Origin of the sequence: Micromonospora sp. NPDC047465, from assembly GCF_040643125.1 — a bacterium.
Classification (GTDB): domain Bacteria; phylum Actinomycetota; class Actinomycetes; order Mycobacteriales; family Micromonosporaceae; genus Micromonospora.
This window is the reverse complement of record NZ_JBEYTP010000016.1, coordinates 1-23,693: the sequence shown is the minus strand read 5'-3', so window position 1 is coordinate 23,693 and position 23,693 is coordinate 1. Positions and strand designations below refer to the sequence as shown.

The window sequence follows — 23,693 nt, the reverse complement described above, 5'->3', positions numbered from 1 at the left end:
GGAGTTTCTCCGTCACCGTCCGCATCGGAGGGTCGGTTCCGGCTCTCGTCGGATCGGGCGGATCAGCCGCTATGTCGTTTCTCGACGACGTCCAGCAGGGCGGGATGCAGCGCGGCGTTCCAGCCCGCGCCGGCGTCGGCGAGCCGCCACGTACGCAGCCACATCTCCAGCAGGTAGCCGTCGGCCACCAGCCGGCGCGCCGCCGGCCCGAGCCCCAGCCCGCCGCCGTGGTGGTCGAGGTGCGCGTCGACGGCCCGCGCCGCCGTCGCCGCCGGCTCGCCCCGCAGCACCAGAGCACGCTGGAACGCGTCGTGCGCCAGGTCGAAGCCCACCGGCACGTCCGGCCCACTGTGCTCCCAGTCCCAGGCGACCAGGCGGCCGGCGTGCACGCCCAGGTTCCACGGCACCCAGTCGCCGTGCCAGTGCCCGAACTCGACGGCCGTGTCCCCGTGCCGACGGGCCAGCGCGGCCACGGCGGCGACCGCCCGGGCCCCGTCGGGCGTGCCGGCGGCGGCCCGCTGCGCGTCGGCGGCGAGCCGGGCCAGGAAGGCCGACCCGGCCAACGGGCGCGGCGGCGCCGGCGGGCGGCCCCGGCGGGCCACCGCGAGCAGCGCCGCCAGCCGCGGCGGATCGCCGGCCGGCACCCCCCGCACCTCGGGCGGCAGCGGCTCGACCAGCGCGATGGCCTGCTCGGCCGCGGTCACCTCGGCCAGCAGCCGGGGCGCCGCCGGGTGGTCGGGCGTCCCGGCCACCGCCGGCAGCTCGCGCAGGGCCGCCGCCTCGGCGGTCACCAACGCCCGGGTGGCGCCGTTCCAGCCGATCTTGGCGTAGCCGAGGGGCCGGCCGGCCGGGTCGAACAGTTGCAGGGTGGGCTTGTGGTTCGGGTCCGGCGGGCGGACGCCGCAGGCCGCGTACACCGACGGGCCGCCGAGCGCGCCGGCCAGCCGCCCCGCCAGCAGCACCTCGTCGGCGGCGAGCCCGTCGGGCAGCGACACGGTGAGCCGCGGGAACGGGGCCAGGTCGACCGCGCCGACCCGGGCGAGGCCGCCGAGCGCGGCCCGCACCGCCCGCACCTTCGGCGGGCGCAACGCGTTGTACGCCAGCAGCGAGGCGGCCGTGGCCCGGGGCGCGCCGAGCGGCAGCAGGAACCGGGCCCGGGCGACCGACGGGACGACCGCGTACCGGGCGACGGCGCGGTGGCCGGGCGGCGGGGGGCCGTCCACGGTCAGGGCGAGCCGCTCGTCGCCGAACACCGCCCGGGTGACCCAGCCCAGCCCGTCCGTCCGGGACCGGGGATCGGCCGGCGCGGCGACCCGCGCCGTCACGCGGCCTGGTCCGGCCAGTCGAGGTCCAGCCCCAGCCGCTGCCGCAACGCGTCGTTGTACGGGCGGTAGTACTCGGTCAGTTCGGCGCGCACCACCGGCTCCAGGGGCGCCGAGCGGCGGTCGTTGTAGACCTTGAAGTCGGGCAGGTCGTGCGGGGGCAGGCCGAGGAAGTCCAGCGTGCGGCGGTAGGTGGACCGGGCGTCGCGGTAGAGGTCCTCGCTGGGCAGGAAGAGGATCTGCTCCCGGTCGAACCGTTCCAGCCACGGCTCCAGGTGCTCCAGGTAGCGGCCCCGGGCGCGGTAGGTGTACCAGTCGTACGGCTCGCTGAAGTATTCCGGCTCCGCGATCAGCCGCTCCCGCTCCCCCGCCGTGCGCTCCTCCTCGGCGGCGAGCGCGGCGGCGAAGTCGAGCGGCTCGATGCCGTGCGTCCGCCGCTCCTTCCAGTGCGAGTACGCCCGCTCCACCGGGTCGCGCAGCAGCACGATCAGCCGCACCGACGGCATCAGCGCGGCGACCCGCTGGGCGGCGAGGGGGTGGAACATGTAGAGCGGCGCCGCCTCGCCGACCCGGACCGGCCCGCCGTGCCGCCTCTCCAGCGCCTCCCGCTGCCGCTGCGTCGGGAAGTGCGACCGGTACCAGGCCTCGCCGCGCCGCCAGTGCTCCTCGAAGTAGTGCGCGGACTTCGTGTTCCAGGCCGGGAAGAGCCGGGGCACCAGCGGGTGCTGGATGAGGTAGTTCCACAGCGACGTCGTGCCGCCCCGCTTGGTGCCGATGATGAGGAAGTCCGGCAGCGGCCGCCGGTCGCTGGTGCGCACCCCGTAGTCGACGAGGGACTCCTTCACCCGGTTCGTCACCTGGGTCGGGACGAGCTGCTTCACCCGGTCACGGATGGACGGCACGACGGACCTCACCTGCCCTTCGACTCCTCCGGGGCGGGCCCGGCGACGGCCGGGGCCGCCTCCTGCCGCCCACGGATCTGCACCATGGTCACCCGGATGCCGCGTCGCACCCGGGGCAACGTCAGCAAGCCGACGCAGCCGGCGGCCAGCACGCCCACCGCCACCGCCAGCCCGCCGATCCCCCGCCCGCCGGCCAGCACCCCAACCGTCGCCGCGAACCCGACCCCGGCGACGGTGGTCGCCCCGGCCCGCAGCATCGCCGCGTCGACCAGCGGCTGGCCGACCACGACCCGGGCGCAGCACGCCGCGGTGAGGTTCTCGGTGGCGATGCCGAGCGCCCAGGCCAGGGCCGCGCCGGTCGCGCCGTGCGCCGGGATCAGCCACAGGCCGAGGGAGACGGTGACCAGCAGCCCGGCCAGCGTGGCGGCCAGGTGCAGGCCGCTGCGGCCGCCCATGAGCAGCAGGCTCTGCACGTTGCCGACCCCGGTGTTGACCAGCATGGCCAGCGCGAGCACGGTCATCGCGGGAGCGCCGGCGGTGAACTCCGGTCCGAAGAGCTGGAGGAACGCCAGGCCGAAGACGGCGAGCAGCAGGTAGACCGGCCAGGACAGCACCAGCCCCCAGGTGGTCAACTGCCGGTGCACGGCGGCCGCCGCACCCCGCTCCCCCCGCCCGAGCAGCCGGGACAGCTGCGGCGACACCGCCACCCGCAGCCCCTGCATGGCCAGTTGGCCGGCGAGGATGTAGCGGCCGACGGCGCCGAACACGCCGGCGTCGGCCGGGCCGGCCAGCACCGAGGTGAGCAGCACGCCCACCCACATGTTGCCGGCGTCGATCGCCGCGGAGGCGGCGCGGGGCAGGGCGAACCGCCAGAAGGCCGACCAGTCGGCGCGCCGCGGCCGCAGCAGCGCGCCCCGGCCGATGCCGAGTGGGCCCGCGACGAGCGTCAGGCAGGCCAACAGGGCGAGCGCCGCCGGGACCAGCCAGCCGGTCATGCCGGCGAGCAGGCCGCCGCCGGCGAGCACCGCCGCGCCGACCAGCACCGGCCGCGCCACCGGCAGTAGGAAGAACTGCACCCCGACGTACGCCCGGATGGGGCGGACGCAGCGCAGCGCGGCGAGCAGCAGCGTCATCGCCACCACCACCGGCACCGCGGCGAAACTGGCCGCCAGCAGGGCCGTTCCGTCGGCGTCGGATCCGTCGAGGAGGCGCGGGGCGAGCGCGTCCGCGGTGAGCACCCCGGCCACGGCGACGAGGACCGCGGCCAGCAGCGGCGGCAACAGCGCCACCGGCAGCACCCGGGCGGCGTCGCCGCCGGTGCCGGAGCGGCGGCGGGGCAGCGCCCACATCAGCCCGGTCTCGGTGCCGAGGGTGCAGACGGCGGTGGCGACGGTGACCACGCCGATCGCGGCGAAGAACGCGCCGGAGCCGACCGTGCCGTAGCCGCGGGTGATGACGACCGCGAGCAGGAAGCCGAAGAGGCCGCTGGTGGCCGCGCCGACCAGCCCGGCGGCCCCGCTGCGGGCGCTGCGCCGGGTCTCCGTGTCGTCGGCCGGCGGGCCGGCGGGGGCGACGGCGCCGGCCGGCGGGCGGGTGGCGGCGGTCATGCCGGCACCGCCCCCGGGCCGACCGGGCGGGGGTGGTGCGGCCGGACGGACGCCTCCCGCTCGGTGAGCACCATCGCGAAGGCGACGGCGAAGAAGGCGACCGCGAGGTTCTGGTTGGCCATGCCGTAGAACGGGATCTGTACCAGGCAGATCACCGGCACCACGGACAGCCACTGCCCGGCGGCCGACGTGGCGCGGGCACAGATCAACGCGGCGACGACGAACCAGGCGAGGAAGCACAGCAGCGCGGGGACGCCGTGGCTGAACAGCACCATCCACAGCTGCCCCTGGGTGCCGATGGGCGCCTGGGCCGTGACGGTGTCCACGTTGACCGGCGCGCCGTAGCCGAGCCACGGCGACTCCTTCACCCGACGGATCACCTCGACGTAGAGCGAGAGCCGGTCGGTGTTCGTGTCGCTGGACTCGACGCGGTTGCCGATCAGCTCGGCGATCGGGATGAACAGGGTGGCGACGCCGCCGATGACCACCACGCCGACGATCGACGCGGCCACCCGGACGTTGCCGCGCAGGGCGGCCCGGACGCCGAGCACCGCGAGGCCGGCGCCGATGCTGAGGAACATCGCCCGGTTGAGCGTGAGGAAGGCCGGGACCAGCGACAGCGGCAGCGACGCCAGCAGCGCCCAGCGCAGCGCGCCGCGCCGGCGCAGCATGGTGAAGGCGACCACGCAGGGCAGGGTCATCGCGTACGCGCTGCCGAAGTTGTTCGTGTACGCGAACGGCGCGGCCGGCCGGTAGATCGGGTTCAGTGACCGCTCGCTGTACTCGGCGGTGCTCAGGTGGACCATGTCCCGGATGAACGGGGTGCGGGCCACGCCGCCGGGGAGCAGCACCTCCACCGGGGTGGTCAGCGCGAACCGGGGCGCCAGCACGCCCAGCCAGCCGAGCGCGACCAGCGCGAACCAGAACGCGCAGAGCGGCACGAGCACCGCGACCAGGTCGGCGCGTTCCCGGGCGACCGCGTAGACGTAGACGCCGACCACGAGCGCGGTGACGTAGAAGGCGAGCCGCAGGCCGAAGGTCAGCACCGAGGCCGGCGACTGGAGCTGGGTGGCGCTGACCAGGACGACGGCCAGGAACAGCAGCCAGATCCCGGCGGCCGGGGGCAGCGGCACCCGTCCCCGGATCACCAGCAGCGCGAACAGCAGCGCGCCGAGCAACGGCCAGCCGAGATAGAACGCGCCGGTCAGCCACCAGAGCGGCACCAGGCCGAACATCGCCGCCAGCGGCCACAGCGGCAGCCGGGGCGGGGCCGGCGGCTGCGGCGGCGGGGCGGCGCCGTCCGGGCCGCCGGCCGGCTCGCTCGTGGCCGGCGCGCGGGTGACGGGCACGGCTCAGCCCCGGCCGCTGCGGGTCAGCACGAAGCCGAGCGGGTTGACCCCGGCGGCGCGCAGCCGCTCCACGAGCCGGCGCAGGTCGTTCTGCCGGGTGCGGTCGCGCTCGACCACCACCACCGCCGTGCCCTGCCGGGCGACGGCGACGCCGCGCTCGTCGGACTCGGCCGGCGGGGCGTTGAACAGCACGAGGCCGTGGTCGGCGCCCTGCCGCCAGGTGCCGAACCGGACGCTGCCCGCGCCCACGGTCACCGGGTCGGCGCCCGTCACCCGGCTGTTCCCGCCGCTCGCCGAGGAGGCGACCCGGGGCAGGGTGAGCGTGGCGTCCGGGTCGGTGGACGGGCGCGCGCCGGGCGGGTGCGGCGACGGGCGGCGGGCCGCGGGCGGCACGTCCCCGCCGGTGGCCGCGTCCGCGGAGCCGGCCGGGCGGGGCTTGGGGAGGGCGGGACGGGACGGGTCGGCCGCGGCGGGCAGCCGCTCCCGGTCGGCGAGCACCGTGTCGCGCAGCCGGTCGGCGCGGCCGCTGTCGTCGGCGACGAAGACCTCCCGGCCGACCGCCGCCAGGGCCACCGCCAGCCCGGCGGTGATGGCCGTCGCGTCCTCCTCGCGGGAGGTCAGCAGCGACACCCGGGCGGGCTGGCGCACCCGCTCGGCGATGGCCATCGCCACGTACCGGATGTCGGCATCGACCGCCTCCTTGCGACCGCGCCACCCGCGGCTGCGCACCGTGCCGAGCAGCGGCAGGCCGGTGGCGTCGCGCCCGTCGTCCACCGACCGGATCCGCCGGTCGACGGACTCCCAGGCGTACGCCAGCACCACGCCGAGCAGCGTCCCGCCGAGCAGGCCGGCGAGCACGTAGAGCGGGCGGTTCCCGGCGGAGGAGGCCAGGGCCCGCTCGGCGGTCTGGGTGACCCAGCCGGGGCTGACGTCGACGGCGGCGATCTCCGTACGCGCCGCGTTGAGCTGGGTGAGCTGGTTGTTGATGCCGGCCAGCTCGGTCACCGCCGCGTCGACGGCGCCCTCCCGGGCGTTGTTGACCCGCTTCTGCAGGGCGGCCTGCTGGGCGGCCACCTTGCTGATGCTCTCGTCGTACGAGCGCAGCATCTCCGCCCGCTGCTTCTCGTACATCGCCCGGCGCACGTCCAGGTAGGTCCGGGCGGCCAGGTTGACACTCTCCACCGCCTGCTCGGCCGTGGGGGCCGAGTAGACGAAGCGCAGGATCTGCCCGCCGGTGGGCACCTCCACCTCCAGGGCGTCGCGCACCTCGCGCGGGTCCAGCCCGCCCGCATCGGCGAGCCGCTGCACCACCTCGGTGCCGGTGGCGATGCCGCTCTCCACGTTCATGTTCACCGCCCGGTCGGCGTTGGCCCCGCTGGGCGTGAACGCGTCCGTGACGACGGGACGGACCGCCACGACCGCGCTGGCGGTCACCGCGGCGGGGACGAGGAGCACGTAGCCGAGCGCGGCGGCCAGGCCGACCGCGGCGACGGCCGCCACCAGCCGGATCCGGTGCAGCGGGACGCGGAGCAGGTCGGTCAGCGTGACGGTGCGGCCCGCCCCGCCGCCGGTGGGGACGTCGGCGGACCAGGAAGCGGGAGGAACATCAGTCATGGAACTTCTTCACCGTCTGTTGTGGATTTCCGGCGACCACGACCCGCGGTGGCACGTCCGTACGGACCACCGTGGCGGCGCCCACGACGCTGTCCCGGCCGATGCGTACGCCCTTCATCACCAGGGCGTGCGCCCCGATCCACACGTTGTCCTCGATCGTGATCGGGGCGCGGGTGGCCGGGACGGGCGGGTCGTGCCGCTGCTCGGGCGGCAGGTTGTGGAAGTCGTTGTCCAGCAGCTCGCAGTCCGAGAGCAGGCACCGGTCGCCGATCGTGACCGACGTCCAGGTGCCGATCCAGGTCGCGTTCAGCAGGCAGTCGGCGCCGACCGTCACCTCGCCGGGGCCGGCGAAGCGGACCAGCTTGTTCACCCGGGTGCGGTCGCCGATGCTCACCCGTACGCCCCGGCGCAGCCGGATCCGGCCGCGGATCTCCACGCCCCGGCCCAGCCTCAACCGGGGGTAGCGCAGCCGGTACCAGCCGCGCTTGACCGCGAAGACGACCCGCACCGGGAGCCCTCGGCGGATGCCACCCGCGCCGACCAACGACCCTCCCCACGTCGTGGGGCCGGCGACGGCTGATCCGTCACCGGCCCAACGTGAACAATCTACCGACGTCCCGTTACGAACGGTCGACCCTCACTGCACGGAGAAGAACGTCGACGGGGTCGACCACGTCACCCCGGCGATCGCCGGGGAGATCACCGTCGCCGCCGCACCGTCGACCGCCGTGGCGGCCGTCGGGTCGAACGGCACGCTGCGCAGCGTCCCGTCGGTGCCGCCGTACACGATCCTGCCGCCGACCCAGGCCATGCCGCGCACGGTCGACCAGGTGACGCCGGTGGTGGGCAGGGTGAACTCGGTGGCGCCGAGGTAGTTGCCGTCGATCTCGAAGTAGCGGTAGTAGAGGCCGCTGGCGCCCGTCCGGGTGTAGTAGAGGCGACCGTCGAGATAGAACGCGCCGGTCATCGCCGCCGGGTTGAACCAGTCGTTGTAGCCGGACGCCTCCCACGGCACGCCGATCGCGCCGCCGTTGAACATCGAGATGTCGATCCGGCTGCCGGTGGGGGTGCCGGCGACCGCGTGCGACCAGTAGATCCGGTCGGCCACCCGCCAGGTCGCGCCGGCCGCCGTGTAGTTCGGCTGGCTGACGGTGGTCGGGGCGCCGACCGCGGTGCCGTCGAACGGGACCTTCGCCAGCTCGCCGGGCCCGGTGCCGACGTAGAGGTTGCCGGTGGTCGCGGTCGGCGGGTTCTTCGGGGTGATGGTGCGCCCGCCGGCCAGCGGGAACATGCCGAGCCGGCCGTGGTACTCGTTGCCCATGCCGTCCGAGTTGTGGCCGAAGTAGAGGCCGTCGCTGCCGCGCCAGAGCACCGGCACCGAGGAGCCCCAGTTGCTGGTGCCGGCCGGCATCGACGCGCTGCCGCTGCGGCGGGGGTTCCAGTTCACCGGCATGCCGGTGGCCGGGGTGACCGCGGCGATGCCGAGCCGGTCGATCGCGCCGGCACCGGCCCGGTCGCTGGCGTTCGGGTTGTTCAGCCAGCGGAAGTGCCCGCCGAGGTAGATGACGTTGTCGGCGACCTCGACGGAGGTGATGGTGTCGTTGCCGGTGTAGTCGACCCAGGTGCCGAGCTGGCCGGCGCCCCGGGCCGCGGTCTCGAACCGCACCAGCGCGTCGCAGTACGCGGCCGGCCAGCCCGCGCCGCCGTTGGTGCCGACGACGAACCAGCTGCTGTCGGCGCCGAACTTGATGTCCTGCACGTAGTGCACGAAGGTCGCCGGCGACGCGCACGGCGGCACGAACTTCTCGGTGCTCCAGTCGAGCAGGGTCGGCGTGCCGGACAGGTCGACCAGCGCCATCTGGTTGCGCGGCAGGTCGTTGACGTACATGAAGTTGCCGCCGACGGCCAGGGTGGCGCCGTCGGGGGCGACGTCGATGGTCCAGACGTACGAGGTGGTGTCGTGGCGCCCGACGGTGGCGTTGACGTTGAAGGTCGGGTCGATCGCGCCGGTGGTGGCGTTGAGCCGGCCCAGGCCGGCGTGCGCCGTGCCGTTGAGCCAGTTGAACGCGCCGGCCACGTAGAGGTGGTTGCCGTACAGGGCCAGGTCGCGGACGGTGCCACCGTCGGAGCGGCCGACCCAGCTGTCGACGATCGCGCCGGTGGCCGGGTCGAGCGCCACCAGGTTCTTACGCGAGACGCCGTTGACGGTCTTGAACGCGCCGCCGACGATCAGCGTGCCGCCGGGCCCGGCGACGAGCGTGTTGACCGCGCCGTCGAGCACCGGCAGGAAGGCGGTGGAGATCGTCCCGGTGGCCCGGTCGTACGCGAAGAGGTAGCGCTGCGTCGTCCACGCCGCGCTGGCGGTCTGCCGGATCTGGGTGAAGCTGCCGCCGACGTACACCATGGAGCCGACCTGCGCGAAGGCGCGGGTCTCGCCGTCCCTGGCGTGGGGGGTGACGTCGGCGGGGTTCGCCGAGACCAGGGTCGCCGGTTCGGGGGCCGGCACCACGGCGGCGGAGGTCCCGGTGGGAACGGCCAGCACGGCGGCGACGGTCACCAGCGCGACCACCCCCGCCCGGGTGCGGAATCCGGCGGATCGCCGGAAGCGCGGGATTTCGGGCACGCTACGCCTCCAAGGTGGAAGAAGACCCGCGTAGCGTGCCTCGCCCACCCCGCTCGGCGATATCCGCCGATTGGGCGGTCAGTGCCTCCGCAAGCGACAGACCGTGTGTTCTGTCGGATGTCCGACTCTTCCGGTCGTCCGCCGGCCTGTGCCGGCGGTCAGCGGATCCCTCCGGTGGGCTGCCGCAGGTAGCTGTCGCGACCGGCGCGGGCGAACCCGGCCACCGCCGAGGCGTCGTGGTTCATCGTCATGTCGCACGTGCTCGTCCGGCGGGTCATCCCGGCGGAGTTGAAGTAGATCGCGGCCTTGATCTTCGGATGCGCCTTGAGCGCCGCCGGGAACTCCTCGAACCAGCGCCGCTTGGCGTCCGGGTCGGCCGCGTTGAAGTTGGTGCCGAACTCGGCGAGCATCCGCGGCTTGCCGACGCCGAGGCGGTGCTCGTCCAGCCAGCGGTAGAAGCCGCCGATGGTGGTGGCGGGGCTCTTCCACACCGTGCTGCCGTTGCAGACGTGGAAGTTGTACGGGTCGTAGCCCACCCAGTCGACGTACCGGTCGCCGGGGTAGAGGGCGGCGTACCGGTCGTAGTGGCCGGACCAGCCCATCATCGTCCACACCCAGACGGCGTTGTGGGCGCCCGCCGCGGCGAACCGGTCGTGCACGTGCCGCCAGGCGCGGACGAAGTCGGCGTCGCTGCCCTTCGCCGGCTCGTCCTCCGGCTCGTGGTCGAAGCCCATGAAGACCGGCACGCCGGTGTCGCGGATCCGTCCGGCGACCGCGTCGATGGTGGCGTCGTAGCGGCCACTGTAGACGTCTCGCCAGGTCAGCGCGGTGCCGGAGGAGAAGATGCGGGACTCCCAGGCGAAGAACATCAGCCGGCCCTCGCGCATCTGCTGCCGCTGGTAGGCGTCCGGGAACGCGCCGTTGCTGCCGGTGCCGGAGAAGTCGTGGTAGCGGTGCACGATGTCGAACTTCCGCCCGACCTGCGCCTCGACCTCGGCGACCGCCGCCCCGTGGTCCCACCCGTCGGCAGCGCCGGCCGGGGAGTACATCCCCCACCAGGCGCCGCACGACGGGACCAGCTTGCCCGACACCTCGCCGCACCGCCCGGTGCCGCCGGACGGGCTCGCCGACGGGCCCGGCGTGGCACGGGTCGGGCTGGCGCTGGGGGTCGGCCGTGGCGCGGGCGTGGGCGCCACGGTCCGGCTCGGCGAGGGCGCGGCGCTGGTCACCACCGGCGTGGGCGGGGTGCCGACGTCGTAGCGGATCTCCAGGCGCGGGCGCAGGTCGGGGTTGCGGTTCTCCGTCGACGCCCAGTAGATCCGCGTTTCCAGGCCGGTCTGGGCCAGCGAGACCGTCCAGGTGCCGTTCCCCCTGACGAGGGCCGAGACGTCCCACTCGTTGAAGCCCGCCGCCACCGGGGACACGGCGTCCAGGGCCGGGCCCGGCGGCGTCGGCGCCGGGCGCGCCGTGGCGGCGTCGACCGTGGACGCGTGCGCGGTCACCGCCGCGGGGAACTTCCGCCAGGCGTGCACCCGCAGCGTGGCCCTGACGTTGACGGCGGACGCCGGCAGGCTGGTCACCGCGAACCGGATGACCGCCTCCCGAGCCCCGCGCGGGTTGCCGTCGCAGCGGGCCGCGCAGGTCGCCAGCGTGGTCTTCGCGCCGTTGTCGCCGTCCTGCGGCACGGTCGTCGCCGTGGTGTCCGCCATCGCCCGGATCGACACGTCGTCGGCGGCCAGCAGCGGCACCGTGGTGGCGGCGATGCCGGCGACCACGGTGGTGCCGACGAGGCCGAGCAGCACGACCTTGCGCCGAGGGCCGTGGTGCCGGGTGCGGCGGTGCAGTCCGTGCCTGCTCAATGAACACTCCCTGTGTCTCGGGCGGTGACGCTCAGCAGCGTATCCACGACCACAACCCGGCGTGGGCAGGACAGCGGGACGTAAGCGCGTCTTAACCGTCGCCTAAGGATGCCCTGGACAACCACAGGGGACGGTCCCCTCCGGCGGGGACGGTCAGGCGGCGCGGGCGGCGGCCAGCGCGGCGGCCATCGCCGCCCGGGGCGCGGCGACGCCGGTGAAGTGTTCGAACTGGCCCACCGCCTGGGCCAGGAGCAGGTCGAGCCCGGAGACGATCCGGCAGCCGGCGGCCCGCGCCGACGCCGCGAGGGGGGTCGGCCACGGGTCGTAGAGCGCGTCGAAGAGCACCGAACCGGTCCGCCAGGCGGCCGTCGCGGCGAGCGGGTCGGCGACCCCCCTTGGCACCGTCGCGATGACCACGTCGACGTCGAGGTGGGTCGCCGCGTCGTCCCACGCCTCCGCGCGCATCGGCACATCGACGGCGCGGGCCACCGGGCGCAGCTCCTCGACCGCCGCCGGGCGGCGGGCCACCACGGTCACCGCGCGGGCGTCCAGCCGCCCCGCCGCCGCCACCGCCGCCCGCGCCGTGCCGCCCGCGCCCAGCACGGTCACCGTCGCGCCGGGGCGCACCCCGGCGTCGGTGAGCACCTCGACCATGCCGACGACGTCGGTGTTGTCGGCGTACCAGGAGCCGTCTTGGCGGCGTACCAGCGTGTTGGCGGCGCCCACGGCGGCGGCGACCGGCGACACCTCGTCGGCCACCGCGAGCGCCGCCTCCTTGCCCGGCATCGTCACCGACAGCCCGGCCCACTCCGGGCCCAGGCCGGCGACCACGTCCGGCAGCTCCGCCGCCGCGCACTCGATCCGGGTGTACGACCACCCGGTCAGCCCCGCGGCGGCGTAGCCGGCGTTGTGGATCACCGGGGAGAGGGAGTGCGCGATCGGCTTGCCGAGCACCCCCGCCCGCCGTTCGACCGTCATCAGATGATCCCGGCCTCCCGGGCCTTGGCCTCGTTCTTCAACTGCTCCTCGTAGGTCTCGGCGAAGGCCGAGTGCCCCTCCTTGTCGATCGCCACGAAGAAGAGCCACTTGCCGTCCGGCGGGTCCATCGCGCCTTCCATGGCCTGCTTGCCCGGGTTGTTGATCGGGGTGGGCACCAGGCCCTTCAGCTTGCGGTTGTACGGGTTCTTCGAGTTGTCCAGGTCGGCTGCGGTCATCTGGGCGGAGGTCTTGGTCTTCTGCCCGGTCAGCTCCAGGTAGTAGTTGACCGTGACGTCCATCTCAAGACAGTTGCACTGGAAGTCGCCGAAGACCCGGTTGTAGGCCACCCGGGCGACCTTGCCCAGGTCGTCCTTGTTCCCCGCCTCGGCCTGGGCCAGCGACGCGACGATCAGCGCCTCGTACGGGCTGATGCCGCCGCGCTCCTTCTGCACCCGGTCGGCGAACTGCATCTCCTCGGTGACGGCGAGGAAGTTCTCGACCATCAGCGTCAGGATGGTCTCCGCGGTCGCCTTCGGCGGGATCTCGTAGGTGTCGGGGTAGAGGAAGCCCTCGATCGACGGCTTGACCTTCTTGCCGTCGGTGCGCTTGAACCACCAGTCCGGCACGCCGAGCGCGAGCGGGTCCTTCGCCGCCTCCTCGAACTCCTTCACCGGGATCTTGGTCTCCTTGGAGAGCAGCTGGTAGACGTTCTTCGCCGTCCGGCCCTCCGGGATGGTGACCCCGTTGACGATCCGGTTCTTCAGGTCGAGCATCGCGGTGACCGCGCTCTCGCCGCTCATCTGCTTGCGCAGCTTGTAGGTGCCCGGCTGGATGTTCTTGCTGCGCGAGTTGGCCTCGGCGGCCTCGATGAACGCCTTGGCGCTCTTCACCACGTCGGCGGCGACCAGCGCGTCGGCCATGTCGGCGATCAGCGCGCCCTGCTTGATCTCGACCGTCACCTCGCCGGTGCCCGTGCCGTCGTAGTCGGGCGTGACGAAGTAGCCCTGGATCCGGTCGAAGCCGTAGAAGGCGCCGCCCCCGATTCCGCCCAGCAGGACCAGGGCGAGCAGCAGGGCCAGGACGGTCTTGCCCCGGCCGCCGCCGGAGCGCCCGTCGCGCTTACGCATGGCGCTGCGCCGGTGTTTGCCCTTCTCCCCCCGCTCCTGCTCGTCGAACCCGAGGTCCAGATCGTCGATCATCGTGTCCGCCTCCGCTGCGCGTCCAGCCAGCTCTGCAGAATCTCCACCGCGGCAGCCTGGTCGACCACCGCCCGTTGCCGTTTCCCCCGGACACCACGCTCGGCAAGCCTACGAGACGCCACGACCGTGGACATCCTCTCGTCGGTGAGCGCCACCGGAACGGGCGCTATTACATCGGCCAGTCGGTCAGCGTACGCCTTCGCGTGGACGGCCGCCGGACCGTGCTTGCCGGCGAGATTGACCGGAAGGCCGACGACGACCTCGACCGCCTCGTGCTCGGCCACCAGCGCGGCGAGCTCGGCGATGTCGCTCGGCACCGCGTCCGGGCCCGCCGTGAGGTCGCGGGCGAGGGTGACCAGCGGGGTGGCCAGCACCCCGTGCGGGTCGGAGCGTGACACCCCCACCCGGACCTGACCGACGTCCACGCCGAGCCGGACGCCGTGGGACAACTCGCTCACCGTCGGTAACTCCCCCAGAAACGGCGAACCAGGACGGACCATTCCGGTCCGCCCTGGTCGCTGCGGTCTCGCATCACGCCTCGGCGATCGCCTTCTCGACCGTGAGCAGCAGGTTCGGCGCTTCCGCCGCCGGCAGGCCGCCGCCCTGGGCCAGGTCGGGGCTGCCGCCCCCGCGCCCGGAGAAGGCCGCCTTGACCAGGTCGGAGGCGGACAGGCCCCGGCTGCGGGCGGCCGGGTTCACCGCGACCACCAGGGAGGCCTTGCCGTTGGCCCGGGCCGCCACCGCGACGACCGCCGGCCGCGCCGGATCGATCTTGCCCCGGATCTCCTGGGCGAGCGTCCGCACGTCGTTGCCGGCCGCGCCCTCCGGCGCCTCGGTGCCCACGTACGCGACCCCGCGCACGTCCTTCGCCTGCGCCGCCAGCGCCGCCGCGCCGCCGAGCACGAGCTGGGCGCGCAGCTTCTCCAGCTCCTTCTCGGCGTCGCGCAGCTGCGTCACGGTCTGCTCGACCCGGTCGGCGACCTGGTCGTTGGGCACCCGGTACAGCTCGGCGAGGCGGGACACCAGCAGGTGCTCGCGGGCCAGGAAGTGGAAGGCGTCCATGCCGACCAGCGCCTCGACCCGGCGCACCCCGGAGCCGATCGACGACTCGGAGAGGATCTTGACCAGGCCGAGCTGGCCCGAGCGGGCGACGTGGGTGCCGCCGCACAGCTCCCGGGCGTAGTCGCCGACCTCGACGACCCGCACCTCCTCGCCGTACTTCTCGCCGAACAGCGCCATCGCGCCGATCCGCCGCGCCTCCTCCAGGGAGGTGACGAAGGCGTGCACCTCCAGGTCGGCGAGGAGTACCTCGTTGACCTGCTGCTCGACGTCGCGCAGCACGCTCGGCGCCACCCCGGTGGGGGTGTTGAAGTCGAAGCGCAGCCGCCCGGGGGCGTTCAGCGAACCGGCCTGGGTCGCGGACTCGCCGAGGAAGTTGCGCATGGTCTGGTGCACCAGGTGGGTCGCGGTGTGCGACCGGGAGATCGCCCGCCGGCGGGTGGTGTCGATCTCCGCGTAGCCGGTCTCCCCCGCCCGCACCTCGCCCCGGACCACCCGGGCGCGGTGCACGATCAGGCCGGGCACCGGCTGCTGCACGTCGAGCACCTCGACCTGGCCGCCGCCGACCGTGATCATGCCCAGGTCGGGCTGCTGCCCGCCGCCCTCGGCGTAGAACGGGGTGGCGTCGAGCACCAGCTCGACCGTGTCGCCCTCGACCGCCGCCTGGCGGGGGCCGTCGACGCCGAGCACCGCCCGCACCGTCGACTCCCGGGACACCTCGCTGTACCCGGTGAACGTCACCGGCCCGCCCGAGTCGAGCACCGACCGGTACGCCGACAGGTCGGTGTGCCCGGTCTTGCGCGCCTGGGCGTCGGCCTTGGCCCGGGCCCGCTGGTCGGCCATCAGCCGGCGGAAGCCCTCGGCGTCGACCTGGAGCCCCTGCTCGGCCGCGATCTCCAGGGTCAGGTCGATCGGGAAGCCGTACGTGTCGTGCAGCTGGAACGCCTTCTCACCGGAGAGCGCCTGCTTGCCGGCGGTCCGGGTCTCGGCGATCGCCGTGTCCAGGATCGTCGTGCCGGCGCGCAGGGTGGACAGGAACGCGTCCTCCTCCGCGTACGCGTAGTCGGCGATCCGGTCGAAGTCGGCGGCCAGCTCCGGGTACGACGGGGACATGCAGTCGCGGGCCACCGGCAGCAGCTCGGGCAGCGCCCGCTCCTGCCAGCCGAGCAGCCGCACGGCCCGGATCGCCCGCCGCATGATGCGCCGCAGCACGTAGCCGCGCCCCTCGTTGCTCGGGGTGACCCCGTCGCCGATCAGCATCAGCGCGGTACGCACGTGGTCGGCGATCACCCGCAGCCGGACGTCGTCCGGGTGCGACTCGCTGGCGACGTGGCCGGAGTGGGCGCCGTAGCGCTTGCCGGTCAGCTCGGCGGCCTTGTCGAGGATCGGCCGGACCTCGTCGATCTCGTAGAGGTTGTCGACGCCCTGGAGGATGGACGCCATCCGCTCCAGGCCCATGCCCGTGTCGATGTTCTTCGCCGGCAGGTCGCCGAGGATCGGGTAGTCCTCCTTGCCGGTGCCCGGGCCCCGCTCGAACTGCATGAAGACGAGGTTCCAGAACTCCATGTAGCGGTCCTCGTCGACCGCCGGGCCACCCTCGCGGCCGTACTCCGGGCCGCGGTCGTAGAACAGCTCCGAGCACGGGCCGCACGGGCCGGGGATGCCCATCGACCAGAAGTTGTCCGCCTTGCCCCGACGCACGATCCGCTGGGCGGGCACGCCCACGGAGCGCCAGATGTCGAACGCCTCGTCGTCGTCCAGGTAGACCGTCGGCCAGATCCGCTCCGGGTCGAGGCCGAACCCGCCCTGCTCCTGCGACTTGGTGACCAGGTCCCAGGCGAGCGGGATCGCCCCGTCCTTGAAGTAGTCACCGAAGGAGAAGTTGCCGTTCATCTGGAAGAACGTGCCGTGGCGGCTGGTCTTGCCGACCTCGTCGATGTCGGGCGTGCGGATGCACTTCTGCACGCTGACGGCCCGCCGGTACGGCGGGGTCTGCTGCCCCAGGAAGTAGGGGACGAACTGCACCATGCCGGCGTTGACGAACAGCAGGTTCGGGTCGCTGATGGCGGGCAGCGGAGCGGACGGCACCACGGCATGGCCGTTCGCCTCGAAGTGGGCGAGGTACCGCCGCTTGATCTCCGCCGTCTTCATCGCTGGTGTTCCTCCGGAAAGATTTCTCGGTCGCCGATGCGCGGGTCCTCCCGCAACTCGGCGAACTGGTCGTCGAACGCCTCGCCCTGGGCGAACGCCTCGTGGATCTCCTGCTCGCGCTCGGCCATCCCGATCCGGACGTCCTCCACGAAGCTACGCAGCGACTCCGCCAGCCCGCCAGCGGATTCGGACAACGTGCTGGCGATGCCGGCCGGGGTGTACGACTGCGCGGTGCGGGTCGCCTTGCGGACCACGACCACGCCGACGGCCAACCCGATGCCGAGCCAGAACAAACGCCTCATTCCCCAGCCCTCCTGGTCGTGCCGTCAGCGGTTGCCGCGCTTGGCGGCCCGCCGCTGCTGCTTGATGGTGTCGCGTACCTCGCGCTCGGTCTCGGCGTGCCGGCGGGCGGCGGCGGCCTTGCGCACGCCGTAGCCGAAGGCGGCCACCTTGACCAACGGGTTGGCGGCGGCGGCGGAGACGACGGTGGCCAGGTTCGCGACGTTGGCGGTGACGTTCTGCGCGTGGCTGGTCATGGTGTCGACCTTGGCGAGCTGCAGGTTCACCCCGTCCAGGGAGGTCTGCACCTGCTCCAGGGCCGTGTTCACGTTCTTCACCGTGGTGTTGACGTCGCCCAGCAGCGGCGCGGTGCGGTCGTTGAGGTCGTTGATCATGCGCGTGGTCGCGTCCACGGTGTGCCGCAGCCGCAGGATGGGCAGCGTCAGGATCAACACCAGCATCGCGAACGCGATCGCCGCGATCAGCGCCGCGACCTCTCCAAAGTCCACGCCTGTCCTCCTCAAGCAGGGGTCCCGGGGACCGGACGTCCCCGGAACGCGCGACGTTGTGCCCACACCGCCGCCCGGCGACCCGCAGGGGCCAGCGGGGGCTGGCGGATCCGCCAGCCCCAGACCCTACCGTCCGTGGTGGAAACCGGCTCAGGACGGTGAGGGTGTCGGTTCGCCGAGCGGATCCTCGCTGAACGTCGGGAAGGGATCCTCGCCCGTGAGCGACGGGTCGATGCTGGGCTGCGGCCGGGTCCGCTCGTCGTCGATCGCGTTGCGGACCTTCACCGACACCAACGATCCGGCGCACTGCTGCGCAGCGGCCGACGGATCGGGCGACGGTTCCACGGCCGGTGCCCCGTCCACCGGTGGCGGCGCGCAGGTCGGCTCGCGCACCCAGAGGTCGAGGGTCAGTTCGTCCCGGCGCCAGCAGGTGTAGCTCCCCTTCGGCGACTGCTCGGGGCAGCGGGTCACCTGCCAGGGCCGCCAGCCGTCCTCGGTCAGCGCCCGCTCGTAGACCTGCGCGGTCTCCTCCGGTGACCGTTCCGAGGTGATGGTGCGTTCGCGCAGCCGGCAGTCGAGCAGGCACCACCGGCTGCCGCTGACGTCGTCGACCGTCTTCGCCGCCGCCCAGCCCGGCACGTCCAGCTCGTCGAGGGTGTCGAAGACCGGGTCGCGGCTGAGCGTGCGGATGCCGAAGAAGAGCGGGATCGCGCCGAGGAGCACCACGCTGACCAGGGCCAGGACGCCCATCCGCAGCCGCCGCCGCTCGCGCATCTGCCGTCGCAGTTCGGACCGCGCGCCGCGCAGCCCGCCGGAGGCCGGGGCGTCGTCGTCGGGCGACCCCGGCTCCGCGGCCTGCCGCAGCGCCGGCCCGTCCGCCGGCCCCGGCCCGACGGCGGAAGGATCGGCGGGCGGTACGACCGAGGCGGCGGCCCGGGCCACCGGCGGCCCCACGGCGGAAGGATCGGCGGGCGGTACGACCGAGGCGGCGGCCCGGGCCACCGGCGGCCTGCCGGCGGGTCCCGGCGGCGGCACCGGCGGGACGCCCGCCGGCTCCGGTCGCCCGGGGTCACGGGGCGGCGGCAGGGCGCGCCCGGCGGCGCGGTCCTCCGGTCCGGGCCGGGGTGCCGGGGCGGCGGCGCGGGCCACGCCGGTCGGTCCGGGGCGGGAACCCGCGCCGGAGGTCGGCTCGGGCCGGTCCCGCCCTTCGGCGGGGGGCCGGGCGGGGCCGGGCGGGTTGCCGGGCCGGGCGGGATCGGGCGGGGCCACGTCGGGTCCCGGCACACCCGCGTCCGGGCGGCCCGGGCCGGGTGGCGTGTGCCCCGGCCGGCGCGGACCGGCCGGCGCGCCAGGTCCGGCGGTGCCCGGGCCGGCGGTGACAGGTCCCGCGGCGCCCAGGCCGGCGGTGCCCGGGCCGGCGATGCCGGGCGGAGTCGTGGGTGCCGGCGGTCCGCCGGCGTGGGTGGCCCCGGGCGGCATCCCGCCGGCGTCGGGGGCCCCGGGCGGCGGCACGGCGGCCCGACCCGGCGCGGCGTCGGGTCGGGCGGCGCCCCGGACCGGTCCGCCCTGGGTCACGTCGGGACGAGCCCGACCACCCGGGCGCGCCTCGCCTTCGAGCGGTCCGGGCGGCGCCGGTCGCGCGGCGCCCCGCGCCGGCGGCGGACCGGAGGGTGCGCCGTCGGCAGGCCGGGGCGGTTCGGAACCGGGCCGGGCCCGGCCCGTCACCTGTCCGGTGTCGTCGCCGGGGACCGGCGGTCGCGCGCCGGGCCGGGCCCGGCCGGCGAGGGTGCGACCGGTCCCGGCGCCGCGCTGCTCCGGATCGGGTGCCACCGGCGGGCCGCCCGGGACGGGCGGCTCCGCCGGTGGCTTGACGGTCGGCAGGGCGGGGTCGGTGTGATGGGTGCGGCCGGCCTGCCGGAGCCAGTCGGCCGGGCGCTCCGGCCGGCCGCCCCAGGGCTCGCCGGGGGCGGTCCGCCGCCGGCCCGGTTCCTCCTCGCCGGGCGCCACGCGGCGCCCCGGCCCGGCGTTGTCCCCCTCGTCCGGGCTCGCCCGGTGCCTCCGGACGCGGCCGGCCGAGGCCTCCGCACGACCGGTGGGCTGCGCCGCGGGACCGCCGTCCACGCGTCCGGTGGGCGGCGCCGCGGGACCGCCGTCCGCACGGCGGGTGGGCGCGGAGGCGGGAGCGCCCTGCGCGGGCGCCGACCCGACGCCGGGCGGCGCGGGGGGCGTGCCGGGCACCGGCGGGGCATTGCCGGAACGGGGTACCACCGGCTCGTCCGGCTCGGCGGCGCGGCGTCGACCGGCCGGGCCGGGCCGGCGGCGGTCGGTCGCGTCCACGCCCGGCGCGGCGCCGGGGGCTGCGGTCGGCGGGGCGGCCGTCGGCGCGTGCCCGGTCGCCTCGGTCGACGCGGGGTCGCCGGCGTCGACCGGCCCGCGCCGCAGCCGACCGGCACGGGGGTCACGCTCGTCGGCCGGGGCGCCGCGCAGCTCACCGGTCGGCGGGCCGAGGGGCGGCTGGGCGGCACCGGGTGGCGGGACGGCGACCCGGGCGGTGCCGACGGGACCCCCCGGGCGGCCGGAGGCGCCCGGCGCCGGCGCGGCACCCGGCGCGGGGGCCCGACCGGAACGCCTGCCCGGCGGTGGCGGATCCACCGGCGCCGCGTCAGGCGGAGCGCCCGGAGCGCCCACCGGCGCACCCGCGGGCGGCCCGGATCGCGGGGCCCCGGCCGGCCCCGGGTGCGGACGGACCGGCGGACCGGCGGGCGGGTGCGCCGACGGACCGGCGGGCACGGCCGGCGGGCCGAGGGGCGCACCGGCCGGCGGGCCGACGGGCGGACGCGGGCCGGGGGGCACGTCGGCCGCCGGGCCGACGGGCAGACGCGGGCCGCCCGGTGCACCGCCCTGACGGCCGGTGGCCGGGCCGCCCTGCGGGCCGGTCGGGGGGACCGAGTCGGGTCGTGGGCGCCGGTCGGGCCCGTCCGGCCCGGGCTGCGGCCGCCCGGCCGCCGGGGCCCGGCGCGCGGACTCCGGTGCGGGGGCGGGACCGGAGGCGGGGGCCGCCGGGCCGGTCGGCCGGGGCTCCGCCGTGCCGGGCCAGGGACCGTCCGCCGGCCGGGGGCGCGGGGACTCCGCCCCGGCGCGGCGCACCGGAGGCGCGGCGGCCGGGCCGGGGCCACGGTGGGGCGGCCCGGAAGGGTCGGGAGGCGTCGGGGCGCCCGGGGGCGGGGTCGGCTCCGCCCCGCCCGGCCCCAGCTCGGTGCGCTGCTGCTTGGCCGAGCGCAGGTCGTCGATCCAGCCGAACTCCTCGCCGCTGATGGGCTCCTCGGGCTCGGCCTCGGCCTTGCCCCGCCCCCAGCGGCGACCCTTGGCGCGGGAGTCGCGCCGCTCGTCCGGGCCGTCCTCCGGTCGCTCCGAACCACGCGATCTCACTGCTGACCCTCTCCGGCGGCGTCACTGCCGCCCTCTCGCGCCGCGCCGACGCCGCCCGTGTCCGCCGATCGGCCGCCGTTGCCCGCCGATCCGCTCGCCACCCCCACCGGTGCCTCCGGGGGCGTGGCCGGGGCCGGCAGCCCCCGCACGATGCGGCGCAGCAGCGGCAGCCGGGTGGCCACGGCCCGCTCCGCGCCGTGCTGGCTCGGCCGGTAGTAGTCGGCACCGACAAGGTCGTCGGGGACGTACTGCTGGGTGACCACGCCGCGCTGGTCGTCGTGCGGGTAGCGGTAGCCGGTGCCGTGGCCCAGCCCCTTGGCGCCGGCGTAGTGCGCGTCGCGCAGCCCGCGGGGCACCGGCCCGCCTCGGCCGGCCCGCACGTCGGCGATCGCCGCGCCGATCGCGGCGGTGGCCGAGTTCGACTTCGGGGCGGTGGCCAGGTGGATCACCGCCTGGGCGAGGTTGAGCTGCGCCTCGGGCAGCCCGACGTACTCCACCGCGTGGGCGGCGGCGGTGGCGACGCTCAGCGCGGTCGGGTCGGCCATGCCGACGTCCTCGCTGGCGAAGATGACCAGGCGGCGGGCGATGAACCGGGCGTCCTCGCCGGCGACCAGCATCCGGGCCAGCCAGTGCAGCGCCGCGTCCACGTCCGAGCCGCGCATGCTCTTGATGAAGGCGCTGGTCACGTCGTAGTGGGCGTCGCCGGCGCGGTCGTAGCGCACCGCCGCCACGTCGACCGCCTGCTCGGCGGTGGCCAGGTCGATCCGCCCGGCGCCGAGCGCCGTGGCGGAGGCCGCCGCCGCCTCCAGCGCCGTGAGCGCCTTGCGCACGTCACCGGCCGCGAGGCGGACGAGGTGGTCCTCGGCCTCGGTCTCCAGGGTCAGCGCGCCGCCGAGCCCGCGCTCGTCGGCGACCGCGCGGCGCAGCAGGCCGCGCACCGCCGCGTCGTCCAACGGCTGGAGGGTGAGCAGCACGCACCGCGACAGCAGGGGTGAGATCACGGAGAAGTACGGGTTCTCGGTGGTCGCCGCCAGCAGGGTGACGGTGCGGTCCTCGACGGCGGCGAGCAACGAATCCTGCTGGGTCTTGCTGAACCGGTGCACCTCGTCGATGAAGAGCACGGTCTGCGGGCCGCCGGAGCGACGCTGCCGGCGGGCGGTCTCGATCACCGCGCGCACGTCCTTCACCCCGGCGGTGAGCGCCGACATGGCGACGAAGCGGCGGTCGGTGGCCCGGGCCACCAGGTGCGCGATGGTCGTCTTGCCGCTGCCCGGCGGCCCCCACAGGATGACCGACATCGGCGCGCTGGCGGAGACCAGCTGGCGCAGCGGGGCGCCCGGCGCGAGCAGGTGGTCCTGCCCGACGAGCTCGTCGATGCTGCGCGGGCGCATCCGGACCGGCAGGGGCGAATCCTCCCCCACCGCCGTGAAGCCGTCCACACCGACGGAACCCGCGGGCGCGGGGGGCGCTCCGGCGGGCTCACCGAGGGAGAAGAGGGCGTCGGACTCCATCACGAGAACAGTACCGGTCCCGACCGACGACGCCGGAAGCGCGCCGTCGGGCGGGACCGCTGGTAATCGTTTACGGTCAGCCCCGGCCCGGACGCCGGCCCCGGTACCACCGGCCGCCGCCCCCGCCGCGCGGGGCGTTGCCGACCCCGGCGAGGTAGAGGGAGAGCAGCAGCAGGCCCAGCATCAGCAGGGTGGACGGGTTCAGCAGGTCCGGCGCACCGAGGTTGGTGTCGAAGAGGTCGAGCAGCAGGGCGAAGCCGAAAACGATCGCCGCGAGAATGGCGAGCATGTCGTTCCTCCGGTGGGGGTTCCCAGTAGGTCGGCGCGGGATGTACCCAATCGGTCCGCTCGCCAATCTCCACGGTGGACCGCCCCGGTTCTGGACGCCGTCCGGGGTCCGCCGACGGGAGCTGGTCCGCCGACGGGAGCACGGCGGGCGTTCTAGGCTGGCGACATGATCATCGCCGACCAGGTCCTGGAGGGGCGGGACGCCATCCTGGCGGCCGCCGACCACCACCCGTACGCCCGGCACTCGCTCTGGCTCGGCGAGCAGCCGCGCGGCTGGCGGCGCGACGACGCGGTGGGTTGGCTGCTCCCGGCGGAGCACGGCCCGGCCGGCGGCGCGATCGGCGCGCCCGGGCCGGCGGTCGACGTCTTCGCCGACCTCGTCGCGCGGGGCGTGCTCCGGCCCGGCCAGTGGCTGCACCTGCCGCGGCTCGACCCGGCGGCGCTGGCCGGCCGGCTGGCCGTGGCCCGGCACGACGAGTGGGACTTCCTCTGGACCGCCGCCGCGCCCCCGCGCCAACCGGAGGAGGAACGGGTGGTCCGACTCACCGAGGCCGACCACCCGGCGCTGACCGCGCTGATCGACGAATCGTTCCCGACCACCACCTCGCGCCCGGGCGACCCCCGGATCGTCGCCTGGTACGGCATCCGCGACGGCGACCGGATCGTCGCCTGCGGGGCGGACCGCAGCCGGGGCGACGTCGGCTTCCTCGCCGGCCTGACCGTCGCCCCCGACCGGCGCGGCCGGGGGCTGGGCGCGGCGCTGACCGCCGGGATGACCCGGGCGCTGTTCGCCCGCCACGACACCGTGGCGCTCGGCGTCTACACCGTCAACGCCGGCGCGATCCGGCTCTACCGGCGGCTCGGCTTCACCGGCGCCCTGGCCCGCAGCTCGGTGCACCTCGCCTGAGCGCGCCGGCGGGGGGGGGGGCGCCGGCCGGCCCGGGGGCCGCGGGGCGCGCCCCCCCCCCCCCCCCCGCGACGCCGACCACCAGCACTACAACAAAAACAAAAACC

The 23,693-nt window shown here is 75.4% G+C and carries 18 protein-coding genes; 1 reads left to right on the top strand and 17 read right to left on the bottom strand.

All coding sequences use genetic code 11. From position 1 onward, the window contains the following. Positions 1-62: 62 nt before the first annotated feature. The 17 genes from ABZ793_RS16610 to ABZ793_RS16530 form a co-directional block, all read right to left on the bottom strand. Complete coding sequence (locus tag ABZ793_RS16610) at positions 63-1,325, bottom strand: hypothetical protein (protein ID WP_357457632.1); 1,263 nt, start codon at positions 1,323-1,325, stop codon at positions 63-65. Then, positions 1,322-2,224: a sulfotransferase domain-containing protein gene (locus ABZ793_RS16605; RefSeq protein WP_357457885.1), complete on the bottom strand. Its 903-nt coding sequence runs from the start codon at positions 2,222-2,224 to the stop codon at positions 1,322-1,324. Before ABZ793_RS16605 ends, ABZ793_RS16610 begins: the two co-directional genes overlap by 4 nt. An 8-nt stretch (positions 2,225-2,232) precedes the next feature. Further along, positions 2,233-3,831, bottom strand: a complete 1,599-nt coding sequence (locus ABZ793_RS16600; protein WP_357457630.1) for a lipopolysaccharide biosynthesis protein — start codon at positions 3,829-3,831, stop codon at positions 2,233-2,235. Next, positions 3,828-5,066 (bottom strand): O-antigen ligase family protein, encoded by a 1,239-nt coding sequence (locus tag ABZ793_RS16595; RefSeq protein ID WP_357457882.1) that lies wholly within the window; start codon positions 5,064-5,066, stop codon positions 3,828-3,830. Before ABZ793_RS16595 ends, ABZ793_RS16600 begins: the two co-directional genes overlap by 4 nt. A gap of 117 nt (positions 5,067-5,183) precedes the next feature. Continuing rightward, on the bottom strand, positions 5,184-6,794 hold the full coding sequence (locus ABZ793_RS16590) for a lipopolysaccharide biosynthesis protein (protein ID WP_357457628.1): 1,611 nt from the start codon (positions 6,792-6,794) through the stop codon (positions 5,184-5,186). Continuing rightward, complete coding sequence (locus tag ABZ793_RS16585; protein ID WP_357457626.1) at positions 6,787-7,338, bottom strand: acyltransferase; 552 nt, start codon at positions 7,336-7,338, stop codon at positions 6,787-6,789. The genes ABZ793_RS16590 and ABZ793_RS16585 overlap by 8 nt, the downstream gene beginning before the upstream one ends. Positions 7,339-7,431: 93 nt before the next feature. After that, complete coding sequence (locus ABZ793_RS16580) at positions 7,432-9,363, bottom strand: hypothetical protein (RefSeq protein ID WP_357457880.1); 1,932 nt, start codon at positions 9,361-9,363, stop codon at positions 7,432-7,434. A gap of 212 nt (positions 9,364-9,575) precedes the next feature. Then, positions 9,576-11,276 (bottom strand): glycosyl hydrolase, encoded by a 1,701-nt coding sequence (locus ABZ793_RS16575; protein WP_357457624.1) that lies wholly within the window; start codon positions 11,274-11,276, stop codon positions 9,576-9,578. A 153-nt stretch (positions 11,277-11,429) separates the two neighbouring features. Further along, positions 11,430-12,254 (bottom strand): shikimate dehydrogenase, encoded by an 825-nt coding sequence (locus ABZ793_RS16570; protein ID WP_357457622.1) that lies wholly within the window; start codon positions 12,252-12,254, stop codon positions 11,430-11,432. Beyond that, the gene (gene mltG, locus ABZ793_RS16565; RefSeq protein ID WP_357457620.1) at positions 12,254-13,453 is read right to left on the bottom strand and encodes an endolytic transglycosylase MltG; all 1,200 of its coding nucleotides are present in this window, start codon (positions 13,451-13,453) and stop codon (positions 12,254-12,256) included. Before mltG ends, ABZ793_RS16570 begins: the two co-directional genes overlap by 1 nt. Then, entirely contained in the window at positions 13,450-13,911 is a 462-nt protein-coding gene (ruvX, locus tag ABZ793_RS16560; protein ID WP_350708988.1) for a Holliday junction resolvase RuvX, read from the bottom strand. Before ruvX ends, mltG begins: the two co-directional genes overlap by 4 nt. A gap of 73 nt (positions 13,912-13,984) precedes the next feature. Beyond that, positions 13,985-16,663: an alanine--tRNA ligase gene (alaS, locus tag ABZ793_RS16555; RefSeq protein WP_357457618.1), complete on the bottom strand. Its 2,679-nt coding sequence runs from the start codon at positions 16,661-16,663 to the stop codon at positions 13,985-13,987. Further along, complete coding sequence (locus tag ABZ793_RS16550) at positions 16,660-16,965, bottom strand: hypothetical protein (protein WP_357457616.1); 306 nt, start codon at positions 16,963-16,965, stop codon at positions 16,660-16,662. The genes alaS and ABZ793_RS16550 overlap by 4 nt, the downstream gene beginning before the upstream one ends. A 24-nt stretch (positions 16,966-16,989) precedes the next feature. Beyond that, the gene (locus ABZ793_RS16545; RefSeq protein WP_091095618.1) at positions 16,990-17,451 is read right to left on the bottom strand and encodes a DUF948 domain-containing protein; all 462 of its coding nucleotides are present in this window, start codon (positions 17,449-17,451) and stop codon (positions 16,990-16,992) included. Positions 17,452-17,601: 150 nt separating this feature from the next. Next, positions 17,602-18,225, bottom strand: a complete 624-nt coding sequence (locus ABZ793_RS16540; protein ID WP_357457877.1) for a hypothetical protein — start codon at positions 18,223-18,225, stop codon at positions 17,602-17,604. Positions 18,226-20,876: 2,651 nt separating this feature from the next. Continuing rightward, on the bottom strand, positions 20,877-22,391 hold the full coding sequence (locus ABZ793_RS16535; protein ID WP_357457614.1) for a replication-associated recombination protein A: 1,515 nt from the start codon (positions 22,389-22,391) through the stop codon (positions 20,877-20,879). Positions 22,392-22,467: 76 nt separating this feature from the next. Beyond that, positions 22,468-22,680 (bottom strand): hypothetical protein, encoded by a 213-nt coding sequence (locus tag ABZ793_RS16530; protein WP_357457612.1) that lies wholly within the window; start codon positions 22,678-22,680, stop codon positions 22,468-22,470. Positions 22,681-22,845: 165 nt separating this feature from the next. Between ABZ793_RS16530 and ABZ793_RS16525 the strand changes: the two genes are divergently transcribed. Next, a complete protein-coding gene (locus tag ABZ793_RS16525) occupies positions 22,846-23,586 on the top strand; it encodes a GNAT family N-acetyltransferase (protein ID WP_357457610.1) in 741 nt (246 codons plus the stop codon). The last annotated feature ends 107 nt before the right edge of the window (positions 23,587-23,693 follow it).